The sequence below is a fragment of the Streptomyces sp. MNU76 genome, assembly GCF_020982545.1.
Lineage (GTDB): Bacteria > Actinomycetota > Actinomycetes > Streptomycetales > Streptomycetaceae > Streptomyces.
This window is the reverse complement of record NZ_JAJKLK010000003.1, coordinates 381,828-400,155: the sequence shown is the minus strand read 5'-3', so window position 1 is coordinate 400,155 and position 18,328 is coordinate 381,828. Positions and strand designations below refer to the sequence as shown.

At 72.3% G+C, this 18,328-nt stretch carries 12 protein-coding genes and 2 pseudogenes; 3 read left to right on the top strand and 11 right to left on the bottom strand.

Annotated elements, in window-relative coordinates:
* Nucleotides 1–93: 93 nt before the first annotated feature.
* Nucleotides 94–645, bottom strand: coding sequence for a DUF1707 and FHA domain-containing protein (locus E4N62_RS08115; protein WP_230213259.1), 552 nt, complete (start codon nt 643–645; stop codon nt 94–96).
* A 202-nt stretch (nt 646–847) separates the two neighbouring features.
* Between E4N62_RS08115 and treZ the strand changes: the two genes are divergently transcribed.
* On the top strand, nt 848–2,593 hold the full coding sequence (gene treZ / locus E4N62_RS08110) for a malto-oligosyltrehalose trehalohydrolase (RefSeq protein ID WP_230213249.1): 1,746 nt from the start codon (nt 848–850) through the stop codon (nt 2,591–2,593).
* Between the two features lie 112 nt (nt 2,594–2,705).
* On the opposite strand, the gene E4N62_RS08105 is transcribed toward treZ, so the two are convergent.
* Both E4N62_RS08105 and E4N62_RS08100 read right to left on the bottom strand, forming a co-directional pair.
* The gene (locus E4N62_RS08105) at nt 2,706–3,644 is read right to left on the bottom strand and encodes an aminoglycoside phosphotransferase family protein (protein WP_230213246.1); all 939 of its coding nucleotides are present in this window, start codon (nt 3,642–3,644) and stop codon (nt 2,706–2,708) included.
* Between the two features lie 440 nt (nt 3,645–4,084).
* Nucleotides 4,085–5,197: an aminopeptidase P family protein gene (locus tag E4N62_RS08100; protein ID WP_230213244.1), complete on the bottom strand. Its 1,113-nt coding sequence runs from the start codon at nt 5,195–5,197 to the stop codon at nt 4,085–4,087.
* A gap of 256 nt (nt 5,198–5,453) precedes the next feature.
* On the opposite strand from E4N62_RS08100, the gene E4N62_RS08095 reads away from it, so the two are divergent.
* Complete coding sequence (locus E4N62_RS08095) at nt 5,454–6,209, top strand: phosphodiesterase (RefSeq protein WP_230213242.1); 756 nt, start codon at nt 5,454–5,456, stop codon at nt 6,207–6,209.
* Between the two features lie 16 nt (nt 6,210–6,225).
* Here the strand turns inward: E4N62_RS08095 and E4N62_RS08090 are convergent, their stop codons facing one another.
* The 4 genes and pseudogenes from E4N62_RS08090 to E4N62_RS08075 all read right to left on the bottom strand — a co-directional run bounded on the left by E4N62_RS08090 (nt 6,226) and on the right by E4N62_RS08075 (nt 11,247).
* Nucleotides 6,226–6,921, bottom strand: coding sequence for a PDZ domain-containing protein (locus E4N62_RS08090; RefSeq protein WP_230213240.1), 696 nt, complete (start codon nt 6,919–6,921; stop codon nt 6,226–6,228).
* A 414-nt stretch (nt 6,922–7,335) separates the two neighbouring features.
* A complete protein-coding gene (locus E4N62_RS08085; RefSeq protein WP_230213238.1) occupies nt 7,336–8,613 on the bottom strand; it encodes an IS701 family transposase in 1,278 nt (425 codons plus the stop codon).
* A 116-nt stretch (nt 8,614–8,729) separates the two neighbouring features.
* Nucleotides 8,730–10,309, bottom strand: a pseudogene (locus E4N62_RS08080) (IS1182 family transposase).
* Nucleotides 10,310–10,377: 68 nt separating this feature from the next.
* Nucleotides 10,378–11,247 (bottom strand): LysR family transcriptional regulator, encoded by an 870-nt coding sequence (locus E4N62_RS08075; RefSeq protein ID WP_230213235.1) that lies wholly within the window; start codon nt 11,245–11,247, stop codon nt 10,378–10,380.
* Nucleotides 11,248–11,437: 190 nt separating this feature from the next.
* Between E4N62_RS08075 and E4N62_RS08070 the strand changes: the two are divergent.
* Nucleotides 11,438–12,154: pseudogene (locus tag E4N62_RS08070) on the top strand (hypothetical protein); the annotation flags it as partial.
* Here the strand turns inward: E4N62_RS08070 and cyc2 are convergent.
* From cyc2 to E4N62_RS08050, 4 genes are all read right to left on the bottom strand, one after another.
* On the bottom strand, nt 12,142–14,349 hold the full coding sequence (gene cyc2 / locus E4N62_RS08065) for a germacradienol/geosmin synthase Cyc2 (RefSeq protein ID WP_230213233.1): 2,208 nt from the start codon (nt 14,347–14,349) through the stop codon (nt 12,142–12,144). The pseudogene E4N62_RS08070 and the gene cyc2 sit on opposite strands and share 13 nt — an antisense overlap.
* Before the next feature lie 208 nt (nt 14,350–14,557).
* Nucleotides 14,558–15,703: a damage-control phosphatase ARMT1 family protein gene (locus E4N62_RS08060; protein WP_230214064.1), complete on the bottom strand. Its 1,146-nt coding sequence runs from the start codon at nt 15,701–15,703 to the stop codon at nt 14,558–14,560.
* Nucleotides 15,704–15,721: 18 nt separating this feature from the next.
* Nucleotides 15,722–16,324 carry a hypothetical protein gene (locus E4N62_RS08055; protein WP_308184879.1) on the bottom strand — a complete coding sequence of 201 codons (603 nt, stop codon included), beginning with the start codon at nt 16,322–16,324 and terminating at the stop codon, nt 15,722–15,724.
* A gap of 139 nt (nt 16,325–16,463) precedes the next feature.
* A complete protein-coding gene (locus tag E4N62_RS08050) occupies nt 16,464–18,278 on the bottom strand; it encodes a S8 family serine peptidase (protein ID WP_230213228.1) in 1,815 nt (604 codons plus the stop codon).
* Nucleotides 18,279–18,328 lie beyond the last annotated feature (50 nt).

The window sequence follows — 18,328 nt, the reverse complement described above, 5'->3', positions numbered from 1 at the left end:
GAACGCACGTCAACACCCTGGAACGGGAGGGCAGTTGACAAACTCGCTGCGTAAATCCCAGGCCAGAGCTTTGCCGTGGGGTCGGTCACAAGGTCATTCGGAGGAGAGGCGGAAGACCATCCGGCCGAAACTCACCTGGTCGCCGTCGCGGACGACGGCCGCGCCGATCACCCGACGGCCGTTGACGGTGGTGCCGTTGGTGGAGCCGAGGTCGCGCAGGATCCACATGCCGCCCTGCCGGCTCAGTTCGGCGTGCACCCGGGAGACCGTCTCGTGGCTGAGCCGGAGCCCGTTCGCCGGGTCGCGGCCTATGCGCAGGGCGTGGCCGCCCGCCGGGTGCGGCAGCTGGAGCTTGGGGAGCCGCTCGGCCTGCCAGGCCCTGCGCAGTTTCACACCGAAGCCGGAGACCGCGCCCACGGTGCCGAGCACCAGCCGGGACCAGCGGTTCTCGACGGGCAGGTCGGCGGTGAGCGCGACGAGTTCGTCGGAGCGGCGGGCGGTGAGGGCCAGCTCCATCCGCCGGATGAACGTGTCGTGCGACAGACGGCCGAGTGCGACGCCGTCACGGAGCACCCTCAGCGCGCGGTCGCGCTCCGCGTCCGACAGCCGCGCGGGGTACGTGTGGAACTCGAAGGACGACGTCACGCGTGTGATTGTCGGTCAGCGAGGCGGGAGGTGTCCAGACAACCCGTAAACGGTGACCATCCGCGGACATGCGGGAGGACGGTACGACTCGCGAGAACAAAAGCACCGATCCCGGCGCGCGACGATCTCGTTTGCTCCACGATGGACGAGCAACCCCCTGACTACCCAGGACCACGACCGGCAGCCGAGGGAGAACCGTTCCGTGCAGTTCGAGGTGTGGGCACCGCAGGCCGACCGTCTGACCCTCCACCGGGCGGGCACCACGCACGCCATGGAGCGCGATCCGGAGCGGCCGGGCTGGTGGACGGCCGAGGCGGAGGCGCCGGACGGCACGCGCTACGGTTTCGCCGTCGACGACGGTCCGGTGCGCCCCGACCCGCGCTCGCGCCGGCAGCCGGACGGCCCCGACGGACTGAGCGCGGTCGTCGACCAGGGGCGGTACACCTGGCGCTCGGAGTGGCCCGGACGCGGGCTGCCGGGCGCGGTCCTCTACGAGCTGCACGTCGGCACGTACACACCCGAGGGCACCCTGGACGCGGCGGCCGAACGTCTCGGGCACCTCGCCGAACTGGGCGTCACCCACGTCGAGTTGATGCCGCTGTGCCCCTTCCCCGGGACGCACGGCTGGGGTTACGAGGGCGTCTCGCCGTGGGCCGTGCACGAACCGTACGGCGGTCCCGAGGCGCTGAAGCGGTTCGTGGACGCGGCCCACGGACTGGGCCTCGGGGTGGTGCTCGACGTCGTGCACAACCATCTGGGCCCCTCCGGCAACTACCTGCCCGTCTTCGGGCCGTACTTCACCGAGCGGCACCACACGCCGTGGGGCGCGGCGGTGAATCTGGACGCGCCGGGCTCGGACGAGGTGCGGGCGTACTTCCGGGAGAGCGCGCTGGCCTGGCTGCGCGACCACCGTCTCGACGGGCTGCGGCTGGACGCGGTCCACGCGCTCAAGGACACCCGGGCCCTGCACTTCCTGGAGGAGCTGACGACGGCGGTGGACGCGCTCGCCGAGGAAGTGCGTCGGCCGCTGTTCCTGATCGCCGAGTCGGACCTCAACGACCCGCGCCTCATCACCCCGCGCGCACACGGCGGACTGGGCCTGCACGCCCAGTGGAACGACGACTTCCACCACGCCCTGCACACCACGCTGACCGGGGAGTCCCAGGGCTACTACGCGGACTTCGCGCACGCGGGCCCGGCGGGCCTGGCGAAGACCCTGACGGGTGGCTTCTTCCACGACGGCACATACTCGTCCTTCCGGGAGCGCCGCCACGGCCGCCCCCTGGACCGTACGAGCGTCTCAGCGCACCGGCTGCTGGGCTACACCCAGACCCACGACCAGATCGGCAACCGCGCCCAGGGCGACCGGCTCGCGGCGACCCTCTCCCCCGGCCTGCTGGCCTGCGCGGCGGCGCTCGTCCTCACCGGCCCCTTCACGCCCATGCTCTTCATGGGCGAGGAATGGGCCGCGTCCACGCCCTGGCAGTTCTTCACCGACCACACCGATCCGGAGCTCGCGGAGGCCGTACGGCGGGGCCGGCGCCGGGAGTTCGCCGAGCACGGCTGGGCCGAGGAGGACGTCCCCGACCCCCAGGATCCCGCGACGCGCGACCGCTCCTGCCTCGACTGGTCGGAGCCCGCGCGCGAGCCCCACGCCCGGATGCTGTCCTGGTACCGCGTTCTCATCGCCCTGCGCCACTCCCTGCCCGATCTCTCCGACCCCGATCTCTCCGACGTCAAGGTCGCCTTCGACGAGGAGGCCCGGTGGTTCGGCTTCCGCCGGGGCGATGTCCTCGTGGCACTGAACCTGGGCAAGGAGACGGCCGAGGTCCCGGTCGGGGTGCCCCACGCGCGCGTCCTCGCGGCGTGGGATCCGGTGGAGGCGCCGGGGGCCGACGGGGTGCTGACCCTGGGCGGGGAGTCGTGCGTGGTGCTGACGGTGGCGTGAGGCGACCAGGGGCCGCAGGCCCCTTCAGGGGCGCGGGGAACCGCGCGATCAGCCACGTCCGACCCGCGGTCGCCCTGTGCCGCGCGCCCCCGAGCCCTGAGGCGCTGCTTCGTCAGTCCTCACCGCGCAGATCCGTCACCCTCTCCAGCAGGATCGGCTCCCACGCGCGACGCAGCCGGTGACGGAGGACGGGGAGGGGCACGGCGGCGCGCCCCTGAAGGCCCTCCGCGAGGATGACGACCGTGTCGCAGCGGGCCAGCCAGAGTCCGCGCAGACAGGGGCGGACGCCGTAGCCGGCCAGCGTCGCGGCACGGACGGCGGCCGGTGAGCCGACGGCCGCGGCGAGGCCGGCGATGTCCTCGGCGGGGTCGCCGACGGCCGCGTCGGTCCAGCCGAGCACCCCCCGGACCCGGCCGTCGGCGCTGACGACGAGGTGGTCGCCGGTGAGCCCGTGGTGAACCAGGACGGCGGTCGGCGCCGTCAGCTGCGCCGCCGTCGCCGACGTCAGCTGCCCGAGCCGCCGCGCGTCGAACTCGTCGGCCTCGGCGAGCAGGCGCGCCGCCCGTCCCGCCGCCGCCCGCAGCGCCTCCAGCGGGCGCGGGGCGAGCCGCGGCACCCCGAGCGCCTCGGCCTGCCGCGGCGGCACCTCGCGCAGCCCCGTGAGGAGCGCCGCCAGGTCGGCCTCGCCCACGGCGGACACCTCGTGCTCCTCGGCCGTGCCCCCGGCCAGCCGCGTGTCCAGTGTGTAGGTGAGCCCTCCGGACCACTCGCCGTGCGCGACGCTCACCGGCACGGCGACGCCGATGTGCGGGCGGACCAGGTCCCGCAGCCGCAGTTCGCGTCGTTGCGGCCCGACGCCGTGCCGGTCGGTCACGAGGCGAAGGACATGGCGGGTGCCGACCCACCAGGTGCCGTGCGTGTCGTCCCCGGCGACGGGTCGCACGTCGGGGCCGCCCGCGCCCTTGCCGCCGGGCCTGCCCGCCCCGTTCTTCAGCAGGGAACGGACCAGCCTGCGGACGCTGTCCGCGGTGGGTGTCGGTGCCTGGGTCATGGTCGCGCCGTCGTCCGGGGGTCAGGGGAGCGGGGGTTGCCAGCTGCTTGCCGGGGAGTGCGTACGAGGGTGGATGAGCTCGATCGTGTGATGATCGACTTCCGGGCTTGCGACGGTGTGGGCTGTTCGGGCTACGGTGAGCGGGCGATCCGGGACACCGGGAACGGAGCCGGCGTGCGGAGCCCCCTTTCCTCCGGAGAGAAGGTCCCGGGCCTCTCCGTCGCCCTCTGTCCGTACCCACCTGGCCAGGTCGTGAGGGAACCGGCCTCCCGGGACGGACCACGTACAGGATGCGTGTCGCCGCCCCGGGGTTGAGTACGCCGGGGACCTGGGGGTACCTCCCACGCCCTTGAGGCAGTGGGGGAACGCCCAAGACCGTTCGGGGCGTGCGGCTGGGCGGACTCACTCATACTCAGTCCCCAGGAACGGTACGGGAAGGGTCACTCGACCACCGCCATCTCCCGCGATGTGTTGTTGAGGCGCCGGCCGCCGTCCTCCGTGACCGTCACGATGTCCTCGATGCGGACGCCGAAACGGCCCGGCAGATAGACACCGGGTTCGACCGAGAAGCACATGCCGGGCACCAGGGGCCGTTCCTCCCCCTCGATCATGTACGGCGGCTCGTGGGTGGTGACGCCGATGCCGTGCCCGGTGCGGTGGATGAAGCGGTCGCCGTACCCGGCCTCGGCGATGACCGCGCGGGCGGCCCGGTCGACGTCCTGGCAGGCCGCGCCGGGACGCACGGCCCTGAACCCCGCCTCCTGGGCAGCCCGCACGAGGTCGTGCACCTCGCGTTCCTCGGCGGCCGGTTCGCCGACGTGGACCGTGCGGGAGGTGTCGGAGCCGTAGCCGTCCTTGAGGCCGCCGAAGTCGAGGACGACCATGTCGCCGTGCCCGATGACCCGGTCGCCCGCCTCGTGGTGCGGGTTGGCGCCGTTCGGGCCCGAGGCGACGATGGTGAAGTCCACCTGGGAGTGCCCGAACCGCCGCAGCAGGTCGGCGAGGTCGGCGGCGACGTCGCTCTCGCGGCGCCCGGCGAAGGGCACCTGCCGGATCTCGTCGTACGCCCGGTCGGCCGCCGCGCCGGCCGCCGCCATCAGCTCCAGCTCCGCCGCGTCCTTCACGGCCCGGAGCATGGGCAGCGCCTCGGTGAGCGCGACGAACGCCGTGCCCGGCAGCCGACGCTGAAGGCCCAGCAGGTGCAGGGCCCAGGCGTTGTCGCTGACGCCGAAGCGGCCGCGGGGGCCGAGGGCGGAGACAGCCGCCTCGTAGGGGTCCTGGCCGTCGGTCCAGTCGCGCAGGGTCAGCGCGGGTCCGCCGGGTGCCCCGGCGGCGTCGGGGGCCTCCAGGGTGGGGACCACCAGCACCGGGTCCTCGCCGTCGCGCAGCACCAGCATCGTCAGCCGCTCGGTCTCGGGCGGCCGGTGCCCCGTCAGCCACACCAGGTCCGGGCCGGGCGCGACCAGCAGCCCGTCGAGCCCGGCGTCCGCCGCGGCCCGCGCCGCGCGCCGCATCCGGGCCCGGTGGTCGTCGGTGGTGAAGGGGGCGCTCATCCATGCCTCCGCGTGCTCGGAGTTCCCTGGGGCTACGGGCAGCATCCTGCCCCTCCGCCGCACCGCACGCGAGCCGATTGGCACGTGGCGTCAACTGTCGTACGGCCCGCGCGGCGGCTCCGGCCAGTGCGTTCCACACCGCCGCCGAGCTCTCCCCCACCAACCCTCGCTAATGCTTGCGTGTTGCCTTCCCATTAGCACTAATGCTTGGATTCAAGTGTTCCATTAAGGCGACGCCCGAGGGAGGCGTACGACGATGCTCGTACTCGCGCACATCAGTGATCTGCATCTGGACGGGAGCGACCGGGCCGGCCGGCGGGCCGAGCGGGTGCGGGATCTGCTGTGGGGGCTGCCGGGCCCGGTGGACGCGCTGCTGGTGACGGGGGACATCGCGGACCACGGCACGGAGGCCGAGTACGAGGAGGCGGCCCGTCTGCTGGGGCTGCGCGGGGGCGGGGCGCCCTTCCCGGTGCTGACCTGTCCGGGCAACCACGACAGCCGGGCCCCCTACCGCAAGGCGCTGCTCGGGGAGCCGCCGACCGACGGGCCGGTCAACAGCGTGCACGTCTTCCCGGACGCGGCCGTCCTGATGTGCGACACCAGCATCCCGGGGCAGGACGAGGGCGCACTGGACGCGCAGACCCACGCCTGGATCGAGGAGACCCTGGACGGGCTCGACGGCGACCGGCCCGCCCTGCTCGCCTTCCACCACCCGCCGGTGGCGCTCCACCACCCGCTCCCGGACCGGTACCGGCTGGGCCGGTCCGCGAAGCTCGGCCGGCTGCTGGAACGCCGGCCGGAGATCGCGGGGATCATCACCGGTCACGCCCACACACCGGCAGCGACCACCTTCGCCGGGCGTCCGCTGGTCGTAGGACCCGGGGTCACCTGGACGCTGCGGCTGCCCTGGGAGGGCGACACGGTCGCGGACCGGGAGGCACCGCCCGGGCTCGCCTTCCATGTCCTGGACGACGAGGGGCGGCTGACCAGTCACTTCAGGGTGGCCGCGTAGGAAGCGGCGGGGCCGCTCAGGTCACGACGCCCGGGACGGCGACCAGGTACTGCCGGGTGCCGTTCGCGTGGCGCACGAGGAGTTTCAGGGCCACCCCGGGGCGCGCGGCGGCGACGGCCCGCGCCAGGTCGGAGGCCGAGCCGGTCCGGGTGCCGCCCAGGGCGAGGACGGTGTCACCGCGGACCAGGCCGGCCGCGTGGCCGGGGCCGGGGATGTGGACACCGACGACGAGCGCGCCGCGACCCGCCGCCCCCGCGGACGTGGGAGCGGTCGAGGGTGTGGCTGCGGTGGAGGGTGCGGCTGCGGGCACGGGCGCAGGAGCATCGACGGCTTCGACGCCGAGCGTGGGGCGGGTGGGCGCGCCGATGCCGGGTGACACCGAACTCCCCTGCCCCGGCGCCGACTTGGGCAGGCCGCCCCGCGCCCGGTCGTCGGCGTCGGCGTCGGGGCGGCCGACGGCTCCTCGCTCGCCCGCGGCCCGCTCCCGCAGCTCGGCAAGTCTGCTCATGCCGATCACCGTGGCGCCCATCGTGCCCAGCCCGACGCCCGACAGGACGAGGGCGACGCAGGCGGCCAGGGCGAGCAGCAGGGTGACGAGTCGCTGCCGGGCGCGGCGGGGCGCGGCATGCGGACGCCGGGTCGGGCCGGACGGGCGATCGCCGCAGGGCTCCCCGCCCGGCATGGGTTTGGGCCGCAACGCTGTCTGTTCCATGGTGGCCACCTCCGGCCGGAGACCTACCCGGGGCGCCATGGCACGACGAGCCACGAACGAGTGAGACTGACGCCCCGTCACATCAGTCGCAGCAGGCGTCTAGGGCGCGTTTCGGAAGTCCCTTCGTCGCCCGAAGGGCGGCTCTGCGGCGTCCGGTGCGTGCTCTCGGCGCGCCGGACGAAAGGCCTCGTACTGGGTGTACTTGGCCTTTCGTCCGGTACGGCGGTGGGGGTACCTCCCGGTCGAGCGCCAGCCGAGACCGGGGGAGCGTGCCGGGCGTCGCAGAGCAGAAGGGACTTCCGAAACACGCCCTAGTAGGGCTCCGTTAGGTTGCTCTGGCTCTTGGGTTCTGGCTGGTGGTGGATGTTCTGGGCAGCGGGCGGTGGCAGGTGGTGCAGGTGCCGGTCCAGCAGTTCAGCAGGTCCTGGATGGCGTCGAGGATCTGGTAGAGGGTGAGTCCGCTGTATCGGCTTTTGGGGACAGGCGCTGTTCGGTGAGGAAGGCGTGGGCGGCGGTGACCAGGGTGACGTGGTGGTGCCAGCCGTTCCAGGAGCGGCCCTCGAAGTGGTCCAGGCCGAGGCCGTGCTTGAGTTCCCGGTAATCGTGCTCGATGCGCCAGCGGATCTTGGACAGGCGGACCAGTTCGGTGATCGGTGTGTCGGCGGGCAGGTTGGACAGCCAGTAGTCGGTGGGTGCTTCGGCGTCCTGGGGCCATTCGACCAGCAGCGTCACCTCGGGCAGGACACCGTCCCAGTGGCCGTGCTCGGCAGTGGCGGCGGCTTGGGCCAGACGGCGGGCCCTCACCCCGGCCGGCCGCACCCGCAGCGCCAGAAAGCGTGAGTGCATCGGCCCGCGGGAGCCTTCACGCCAGGTCACCTCGGTGAACGCCTGCCGTCCGTGCTCCTGAGCCAGCGCTGCCACCGAGGACGGCTTGTCCCGGTAGCGGGGCTGCGGCCTGCGACCGTTCCCGGACCAGGCCGGGGCGGTGGGCCGCACGTCGTGCGGGTGGACCGTCACGTCCGAACGGACCGCCACGACATAGCCGATGCCCCGCTCGCTCAGACCGTCGCGGAAGTCGGCGTTCTGCCCGTAGCCGGCGTCGGCCACCACCACCGGCGGCACCAGACCCCACCCGGCCAGCTCATCGAGGATGTCCAGGGCCAGACGCCACTTCTCCCGGTGCCCGACCTCCTGCGGTATCCCGGTCTTCTGCCGCCGCACCGCATCGTCCGCCCACTCCTCGGGCACGAACAGCCGCCACTGCAGCGGACAGGACGCGGTGTCGGAGACCGCGTGCACACTCACCGCGACCTGGCAGTTGGCCCGCTTGCCCAGCGCCCCGCAGTACTGGCGCGCGACCGCCACCGACATCTTCCCGTCCTTGGGGAACGACACGTCATCGACCGCCCACGCCTCCGGGCCGATTCTCGGCACCATCCGCTGGGCGATCCGCCGCCGCACCGGCACCGGATCCCACGTCGACTGGTTCACGAACTGCTGCAGGTTCTGCTCGTTGCCGTCGGGCAGCCGTTCCGCCATCGGCTGGATCGACTTCCGCCGTCCGTCCAGCATCAGTCCCCGCAGGTAGCAGTCGCCCTTCGCCCGCTGATCCTTACGCGGCACCGACGCGAACACGTCAGCCACGAATAACGCCAACGTCGCCCGAGCCCGGTTCACTTCATGTGCGTCCACACCTTCAGCGTTCCCCCCAAACAGGACCGACAGACAGACGTAACGGAGCCCTACTAGAAGTTCGATGAAGATCTTGGTGAGGGTTGTCCGGCCGCCAGGCCGGACAACCCCTGTGGTCATGTAGTGGCCGGTGCGATGTGCCAGGTGCCACTGGTGTGGGTGAGTCCGAGGTTGATCAGTCGGCGGAGGTTGAGGGCGGCGGCTCGGGTGTGGAGCCAGGTGTCGTTCTTGATGGTGCCGCGGTAGCGCAGGCGCCGGTTGCCGTGGTGGACGAGCCAGGCGACGGCGCGTTCGACCGGGGGCCGCCAGCGGCGGTAGTCGGCCTGCCAGCCGGGGTCGGTGGCGGCCTGGCGGCGAGCGGCTGTCTGGAGGTTGTGGTGGGGCCGGATGGTCAGGATGCGTCCGGCCCTGGCTTTGGTGCACCGCTCGCGCAGGTGGCATCCGGCGCATAGGTCCCCGAAAGAGGCTTTGCGTTGGTGGTGCTGCCCGCCGGGGTCGGACAGGGCGACGGTGTGTCCGGCCGGGCAGGTCACGACGGCCGTTTCGGTGTCGATGGCGAAGTCGTCGAGGGTGAAGCCGCCGGGGACGGCAGGCCGCAGCGGGGCGGGTTTGAGGAACAGCTGGTGCCCGGCCTCGTGGAGGGTCTGGCGGACATCGCCGGTGGAGTAGGCGGTGTCGCCGAAGACGTCCAGCGGGTTGTCCTCGTCGGCAAGCAGGTCCAGACCGACGGCGGCCTCGTGGTGTTCGGCTCCGGAGCCGGGCCGCAGGGCGACCGCGGTGTATAAGCCGGTCTCGGGCTCGATGGCCAGGTGGGCCTTGAAGCCGTCCTGCTGGTGGCTGCGCGTCTTGTGGACGTGCCGGGCTTCTGGATCGGTGGTGGAGACCATCCGGTTGGGGGCGGTGCCCCGGGTGATGCGCCAGCGTCCGTCGCGGCCGTCGGAGTCCTCGGCGGGCTCGACGTCCTGGCCGGCGACCAGGGCCAGAATGCCCACCGCGTTCGCGGCTTTCTCCGAGAGTTGCTGTTCGGGCAGGTGGCCCAGCAGCCGCAGCGCGTCTGTGACCAGGGCGTCGACCAGTTCGGCGCGGGCCTGCTCGTCGTTCCAGGCGATGCGGGGCTTGCCGGGGTCGGTGTAGTCGTGCGCGGTGCACTGGGCAGCGGCGACTGCGTCGGCGCCGGGGACCTCGCGGATCACCGCGCGGACGGCGGCGATGATCTGGGTGACGGTGTCCTGGGTGGCGACCGCGTCGTCCAGCACGGTGGAGTCCAGTGCCCGGCGGTGCTTGCCCTTGAGGACGCCGGTGGCTTTCACGACCTCGCGCACGGCGTCGAAGATCCGGTTCGGGCGGGCGGAGCGGGACAGCGGCGGCGGAAGTAGGCCAGCAGCGACGGGTCGAATGCCATGTCGTGAAGTCCCAGGCCGCATGCGGCCTTCCAGCGCAGGTCGCACCGCAGTTCCTGGACCGTCTCGAAGTCCGACAGCCCGTGCAGGGCCTGCAAGGTGATCGCGGCGGCCAGGATTTGTGGCGGCATGCTCGGCCGTCCGTTCACCGACGGGTACATGTCCGCGAACATCTCAGCCGGGAACAACTCGCCGCGATGCTCGGCCAGGAACGCGAACACGCTCCCGGCCGGGATCAGATCCCGGCAGGTTTCCCACACGTCCGGCCCGACGGTCTCGCCGACCCACTCGCCCATCGCCACAAGACGAGTCTGGCCCTGCCGCTGACGCGGCAGGGCCAAAACCCAAGATCTTCATGAGCCTTCTAGAGCTGCTTGGCACCGGTCAGCTCCCGCACCAGTGCCGCCGCCGCCCCGCCGGGCGTTCCGCCGTGGACGATCTCCGTACGGTGCACGAGGCGTGGTGTGACGAGGGGCACGGCGACCGCGCCGGGGACGTCGACGGCGAAGCCGCGCGGCAGGACGGTCAGTCCGTGTCCGGCGGCGGCGAGGGTGGTGAGGGTGCGCAGGTCGGTGCCCTCGTACCGGAGGGCGGTGCGGACACCGCCGGTGCCGCTCGCGGTGCGGAGCCGGTCCAGCGGGAGGCCGGCGCCGGGGGCGTCGAGCCAGCGGGCGTCGACGAGGTCGGTGAGGCGGAGGCCGGGACGGCGTGCGAAGGGGTGGTCGGCGGGCAGCAGGACGCAGACGGGTTCCTCGCCGACGCCCCGGGTGGTCAGGGGTGCCACGTCGGGGAGTCGGAGGGTCACTGGGGCGGCGAGCCCGTCGACCAGACCGAGGTCGGCGGCGCCCGTGGCGACGGCCGCCGGGATCTCGTCGCGGGCGAGGGTCCGCAGGGTCACGCCGGCTGCGGGCAGCGCGGCGAGGACACGGGGGCCGAGAGCCGTCGGGGTCACCGCGAGGGTGAGCCCGTGCTCGGGTGCGGACGCGATCCGGACGACGTCGGCGCGGGCCGCCTCCAGACGCAGCAGCAGGGGTCCGGCGTGTTCGAGGAGCCGCTCGCCCGCCGCCGTGGGCAGCACGGGGCGCCGGGTCAGCAGCGGGGCACCGAGGTCCTGCTCCAGCGCGGCGATGTGCTGGGACACCGCGGACTGGGTGTAGCCCAGCTCACGCGCGGCCTCGGAGAAGGAGGCGAGTCGGGCCACGGTGACGTACGTACGCAGCAGATGCGGGTCCATGGCGGACAGGATCGCGCACCGGCCGGCCGCGGGTCCGTCGGCGGCCCTCGTCAGGACTGTCAGGACCGCTCATCAGGACTGCTTATCGGGGATGCAGAAATCATCGTTGGACGTGAAGTCGGGGCCGCGCCCAGGATGACGTGCATGACGAACAACGCGCCGCAGCCCGCCCTCCCGAACCGCCCCGCCCGCCCGGCTGGCCGTCGTCGGCGACCGGTCCCCCGACGTCGTCTCGCACAGCCGGATCCCGCTCCTCCTCGACGCCCTCACCGGCCAGGACCGGCTGGTCCTCGACGCGTACTGGATCCCCTCCGAGGACGCCGCCGCCGACGCGGCGGCCGTACGGGGGTTCGACGCGGTGTGGGTGGTGCCGGGCAGCCCCTACCGCAGTGAGGCCGGGGTGCTCTTGACCATCCGTACCGCGCGGGAGGAGGGCATCCCGTTCCTCGGCACGTGCGGTGGCTTCCAGCACGCGCTGCTGGAGTACGCCCGGAACGTGTGCGGGCTCACCCGGGTCGCGCACGCCGAGAGCGAGCCGGACGCCGAGGACTTCCTGATCGAGCCGCTCGCCTGCTCCCTGGTCGGGCACGAGGGGACGGTCGTCATCGAACCCGGCTCGCTCGCGCAGTCCGTGATGAACGCCGAGCGGTCGGTCGAGCGGTACTTCTGCGCGTACGGCCCGACCCGTCACCTCGACACCCTGCGCGCCCACGGTCTGCGGTTCTCCGGGCACGACGAGGACGGGCACGTCCGGATCGCCGAACTCCCCGGTCACCCCTTCTTCCTGGCGACGCTCTTCCAGCCGGAGCTGGCCGGCGACGGCAGCCGCCCGCACCCGATCGTGCGCGCGTTCGCCCGGGCCGCGGTCGAACACGCGACCAGGGCGGCGGCGCGTCAGCCCGCGTGAGCCGGGGTGAAGGAGAGAACCGGTGGCCGGTCCGGGACGAAGCCGTGGGCCCGGCGGGAGAGGAACTCGGGCTTGTAGCGGTCGACCTGACGGTGCCAGTTGAGGATGCCGGCCAGCCAGTTCCTCAGGTCGGCCACATAGCCGTCCATGATGGCGCGTGCTTCCCGCGAGAGCGCGAAGTCGTCGTAGACGACCGGGAGTTCATGGGCGACGACATGCTGGAACTGCCGCATCCGCTGGGTCATCAGGTCATGGATCACGCCGAGCGCGGTCGGATAGTCGCAGCCGAAGAAGTTCTGCACGACGAGGATCGCGTTGTGGACCTCGCCCTCGTACTCGATCTCCTTCTGGTACGAGAAGACGTCGTTGATGAGGCAGCCGTAGTCGATGGCCGCGTTCTCCAGGGAGCGGACGGGGCCGCTGCGGTACACCTCGGGCGGAATCTGCGGGCCGTGGCCCATCCGGCACATGCTGAGGGTCAGGTCGGAGCCGAAGGTGGCGCGCCGCATCTCCAGGTAGTCGACGGGGTCGGGGACGCGGTTCTGGATCTGGTTGAACACCTCCCACACCCAGCTCTCCGTCATCTTGTCGACGGACTCCTTCAGGCCGCGCCGCTCGTCGGGGGTCATCGTCGCCGTCGTACGGGCCCAGAGGTCGATGAGGCCCCGTTCCATGCCGTTGACCGGGACGGGGACCGGCTCCCCGTCGACGGGCATGCAGTCGGAGAGCCGGGCCGTGGTCAGACGGGCGGCGGCGAGGTCGCGGCGGTGGCCGAAGACGAGGGGGTAGTAGTCGTCGCCGTAGGTGCCCCAGGCCAGCCAGGCGGAGCTGAGGTCGAGTTGCTCGGGGGTGGCGTCCGGGTCGAGGCCGGCCGAGCAGAGTGGCAGGTCGGCCGCGGCGAGCCGTTCCTCGTCCCAGACGCCCTCGCTCAGCATGCCCATCGCGTGCGTCCACGCGGTGAGGCGGGGGCGGGCGCCGTCCAGGTGCGGGCAGAGCTCGACCTGGAACGGCAGCTGGAAGTCGGGCAGTCGTGAGGGCCCGACCTTCTGGTACGGCACATGGGTGTGGGCGCGCAGCCGTTCCGCGGCGGCGGTCGCCAGCAGGGCGCCGACGTCGGCGGCGGACGTGCCGAAGCCGGGCTGGGCGAGGAGGGCGGGGCCGGAGAGGACCGCGCCGCCGAGGTCGAGCGGGCCGCGCGCGGACTCGGCACCCTGGTTCATGTACCGGCTGGACCGCATGTGCCATTCGTGGCCGCCGGACTGCCAGTCCTGGAGCCCCTTCGTGTACGCCGCGACGGCGGCGACCTCGGCCGGGGTGAGGTCCTTCTCCAGGGCCAGGGCGGGGACTTCGGTGAGTGCGGTGTTCTCGAACTGGTGGAGCCGGGAGGTCAGGATGTCGTTGACGGTCTCGGCGGCCTGCTGGGTGTCACAGCCGAAGAAGGTCTCCAGGACGAGGACGCCGTTGCTGTTCTCGCCCTCGTCCTCGACCTCGCGCTGGTACGAGAACAGGTCGTTGCGCAGGTGGACGGCGTCGGAGAAGGTCTCCATCAGGACCCTGAGCGGCCTCGATCCCGCGACCGACGCCGGGACCTCGGCGGTCGCGTACTCGACGAGACCGGCCGACCAGGGCGCGCCGCCGACCTTGCGGCGCATCTCGATGTACTCGACCGGGTTCGCGATCCGGCCCTCGTTGATGTTGGACAACTCCCACAGAGACTCGTTGAGCAGGTGCTCGGTGGCGACGGCGAACCGGCGGCGCCAGTCCATCGACATCGACGGCACCGTCCGCGCCCAGAGGTCGGCGAGGCCCGCCTCCACGGGGTTCCGCGGCTCCGGTACGGGAGTCGCGAGGTCCAGCGGCATGAAGAGCGGGAGCCGGTCGAGGTGGGCCTTGCCGCCGGGGCGGTCCTGGGACCGTTTGAACAGCTCCAGGAAGTGGTCGTCGAAGAAGAAGACCCACACGTACCAGTCGGTGATGAGCGAGAGCGCCGGACCGTCGCAGTCGGGGTGGGTGTACGCGCACAGCAGACCGTAGTCGTGCGCGTCGAGGTCCGCCTGGCACCAGACGCCGGAGCCCTCCAGCATGCCCATCTGCCGGGCCCACGCGGAGGAATGTGTGCGGGCCTCTTCGAGGTGGGGGTTCAGCCGTGCGGGATACGGCAGGTAGAAGTGCGGGAGTTCGAAGGGCTGCGTCATGGGCGGGCCCTACCCGTGGCCTCCGGCTGGCATCCGGATGGGGACACATGATCACACCATCGCGTGAACCTGGGGGGTTTCTCGCCCCCCGCCGCCCCTACCCGTCCCATCCTTCAGGGGTTTCGCCCCTGCGACCCCCAGACGTCCGTCCGGTGGGGGCTGGTCGCGCAGTTTCCCGCGCCCCTTGAGGAGCTCCGCTCCTCGGGGTTCAGGTGCTCAGCTGGATCACGGCCCTCGTGCCGCTCGTGCGCCAGTGGTGGCCCTCCGTTGTCGTGAGGGCGGTTTCCGTTTCTGGGGTCAGGCCTGTGATGACGTCCGACTTGAGGGTGCGCAGGGCCGCCACGGGGGCCGGGAATAGGAAGTGACCTCCGCGAAGGGGTGGTGGGGGCCAGAGGCGGTCGCCCACCAGGCGGCGGTAGTTGAGGTCGCCCTTCATCACGGTCAGGTCGGCGGAGGCGAAGTCCGCGCGCAGGTCGGCGGGCATGTCCGCGTAGGGCAGCGGGGCGCAGGAGAAGGGGTGGGCGCGCAGGACCAGGCGGCCTTCGCGGAGCGCCGCGTGCAGTCGATGCCCGGCGTCCGTCTTCGCCGCGATCAGGTGGCGCACCGCGTCCAGGGTGTCGGCGGTGGTGGCGTCCGAGACGAAGTACGGGTACGGCTTCAGGTGCAGCAGGGCGCGGTCGAAGTGGCCGTGGGTGAGGATGTGGTCGACGAGCAGCAGGTCGGGGATGAGTTCGCGGCCCGCGTTGTCGGCCACCAGGCAGAGCGTGCGGCCGGCGGAGCCGGACAGCAGGGAGAGGAGAGCGTCGCTGTCGTCCGCGACCAACGGGGAGTCGGTGGCCTTCTCCTCAGTGCTCTGGAGACGGAAGCCGAGGTCCGCCCGGTTGCCCCAGAGGGAGCCGTGGAGGAGGGCGTCGAGCTGGTCGGGCAGGGGGCGTTCCGCCAGGGGGCCGAGGGCGGTGAGTTCGGCGGCGGCCTCGGGGGTCTCCAGTTCGGCCAGTTTGAAGGGGCGGAACGGGTCGACTCCCTGCCAGGGGCCGGGGTCGAAGTAGCCGACGGCGCCGAGGAGTTGGCGGTAGAAGCAGCTCTCGGCGGCCAGGAAGGGGAGGGAGAACCAGGAGCGGCCGGCATAGCGGCGGGCGTCCCAGGTGTCCCACCAGTCGTCGGCGGCCGGTGGCGCGACGGTGCCGTGGAGCGTGTCGTGCAGCAACTCGTCCAGCGCGCGGCGCTGTTGTGGACCGTAGGGCGTGGCGTCCTGGACCTTGCGGATGAGGGCGGGGTGCCGTTCGGCGAGGACGCTGTGCGGGAAGGAGGCCGGGTCGTCGCCGCGGACGACCGGGGCGGGGCGGGGTGTCAGGCATGGCCGTGGGCTCCCTCAGGGGGCGGTGGGGCCGGCGGGTGTGGGCGGCAGTTCCACCTGCTTCAGCTTCTCGTCGAGTTGCTTGGTGAAGCCGGCCTCGGTCCAGACGTACTTGCGGAACTGGTCCGTCGTCAGCGGACCCGGCCACGGGCTGCCGGTGGAGTAGAAGACGGACTCGCAGGACGCGCAGTGGCAGGCGGCGGTCCAGAGCTCCTCGGCGCGGGGCCTGCCCGCGGCGACGGTGGCGCGTTCGCGGGCCTCGCCCCGGACCACCCAGAGGGTGCCGACGAAGAGGAGGACGGCGAGGGCGGCGCCGCCGATCGTGAAGAGGGGTTTGTCGTTCTGGACTCCGTGCCGGGCGAGGCCCGCGCAGACGAAGGCCAGGACCATGCCTTCCAGGAAGTGCGTGAAGCTGTCGAACCTCGACTCCACGCCCGGGGCCTTCGCCAGCCGGTCGGAGAGGCCGGAGCCCGGGGAGTCGGGGGCGGCGCAGGCATCGGGAACCGTGCGCACCGACGGCCCCGAGGCGCCGCAGCGGGGGCACACCGTCATGACCGGGGCCGCACCGAATCCCCCGGCCGGCGCGTGCTTCGCTTCCTCGGACTTCTCTGTCGCCATGCGCATACGCTAACGCCCGGCGTACATGCGCCGGCGGCCGACCGATGCCCGCTCGCATCGGTCGGCCGCCGGCAGTGGGGGGTGGCGGTCCATCGGGTCCGGCCGTTCGGCCGGAATCACGGGCCTGACGGCCCGGGACTCAGAAGGTCAGCTGCCAGCTGTTCAGCCGGCCGGTGTCCACTGCGGCGACGTCCTGGACGCGCAGCTTCCAGGTGCCGTTGGCGACCTCGCTGGAGGCGTTCACCGAGTAGGTGGTGACCAGGTTGTCCGCGGAGTCCGAGCTGGAGTTCTTCAGACGGTAGGTCGAGCCGTCGGGGGCCACCAGGTCCAGGACCAGGTCACCGCGGTAGGTGTGGGTGATGTCCACGCCGACCTGGAGGGCCGAGGGGGCGTTGCCCGTGCGGCCGGTGACGGAGATCGAGGACTCGACCGCCGCGCCGTTGTCCGGGATGGACAGGGACGTGGTGTTGGTGAAGGTGGTGCCCCCCGTGGAACCTCCACCGGTCACCGCCTGCACCGTCTTGGCCGCGTCGGCGAGGCCGGCGCCGCAGCCGCCCGAGCAAGTACCCGGCAGAGCACGCGAGTTGGTCTTGATCGCGGACTCGATCTGGGCCGGGGTCAGCGCGGAGCTCGCCGACTTCACCAGCGCGGCGAGGCCCGCGATGTGCGGGGCGGCCATGCTGGTGCCCTGGTAGTAGTCGTACGACTCGCTGCCGGGGGTCGAGGCGCCCGCGTTCAGCGTGGACAGGATGCCGCCGGTCTCGACGGTGCGGGTCTCGCCGCCGGGGGCCGCGATGTCGACGACCGAGCCGTAGTTGGAGTAGTACGAGCGGGAGCCGGCGCGGTTGGTGGCCGCCACCGAGATCACGTTGTTGCAGCTGGCCGGCGAGTAGTTGGCCGCGTTGGCGTTGCTGTTGCCCGCCGCGACGACGACCGTGGTGCCGCGGTTGACGGCGGCGTTGATCGCGGTCTGGGTCGCGGAGGTGCAGGCGCCGCCCCCTCCGAGGCTCATGTTGATGACCTTGGCGACGTTGGTGTTGGCGGGCACGCCGGAGACGGTGCCGCCGGACGCCCAGGTGATGGCGTCGATGATGTCGGAGTCGTAGCCGCCGCACTTGCCGAGGACCCGCACCGGGGAGACCTTGGCGCCGTAGGCGACACCGGCCACGCCCTTGCTGTTGTTGGTGACGGCGGCGATGGTGCCGGCGACGTGGGTGCCGTGCCAGGAGGAGGTGCTGGCAGGCTCGCCCGCGGCGCACTCGCCCGCCGCGGTCCAGTCGCCCGGGTCGGCCGGGTTGCTGTCGCGGCCGTTGCCGTCGTTGGCGACGCTGGTGTCGGCGATGAAGTCGTAGCCGCCGACGATGTTCGCGGCGAGGTCCGAGTGGGCGACGTAACCGGTGTCGATGACGGCGACCGTCACACCGGAACCGGTGGTCTTGTTCCAGGCGCCTGGCAGGTTCATGCCAGCCGTGGACTCGTAGAGGTCCCACTGCTTGGTGTACTCGGTGTCGTTCGGGGTGGCCAGCGCCTTGTTCAGGCGGTCCGGGACGACATAGGCGACCTGCGGGTCGGCCTGGTACTCGGAGATGACGTCGGCGACGTCCGTCTTGGTGAGGTCGTCGCCCAGGTCGACCAGGGCGGCACCGCTGCCGAGCCGGCGCTGGAAGTCGAGGCTCTCGCCGGCCTTCTTGCCCTTGGCGACGGCATCGGCGTCGGCAGCCTTGTTCGAAGTGGCCTCGGCGGCGCCGGACTTGTAGCCGACGATCAGGCGCTCGGCGACAGTGCCGGGCGCGGCCTCGGTGGCACCGGCCACGGCGGGGGCGGCGGCGTCCGCCTTCACGGACGGGGCCTGGGCGACGGCGACCGAGGAGGTCATGCCCGCCACCAGGGTGACGGAGACCGCGGCGACGGAGATGAGCTTCCGTCCTGCGGTACGAGAGGGGGAAGTACGCAAGGGCTTCGCCTTTCGTGGCCTGCTCATGTCAGGGGAGGAGCCGGCGGTGA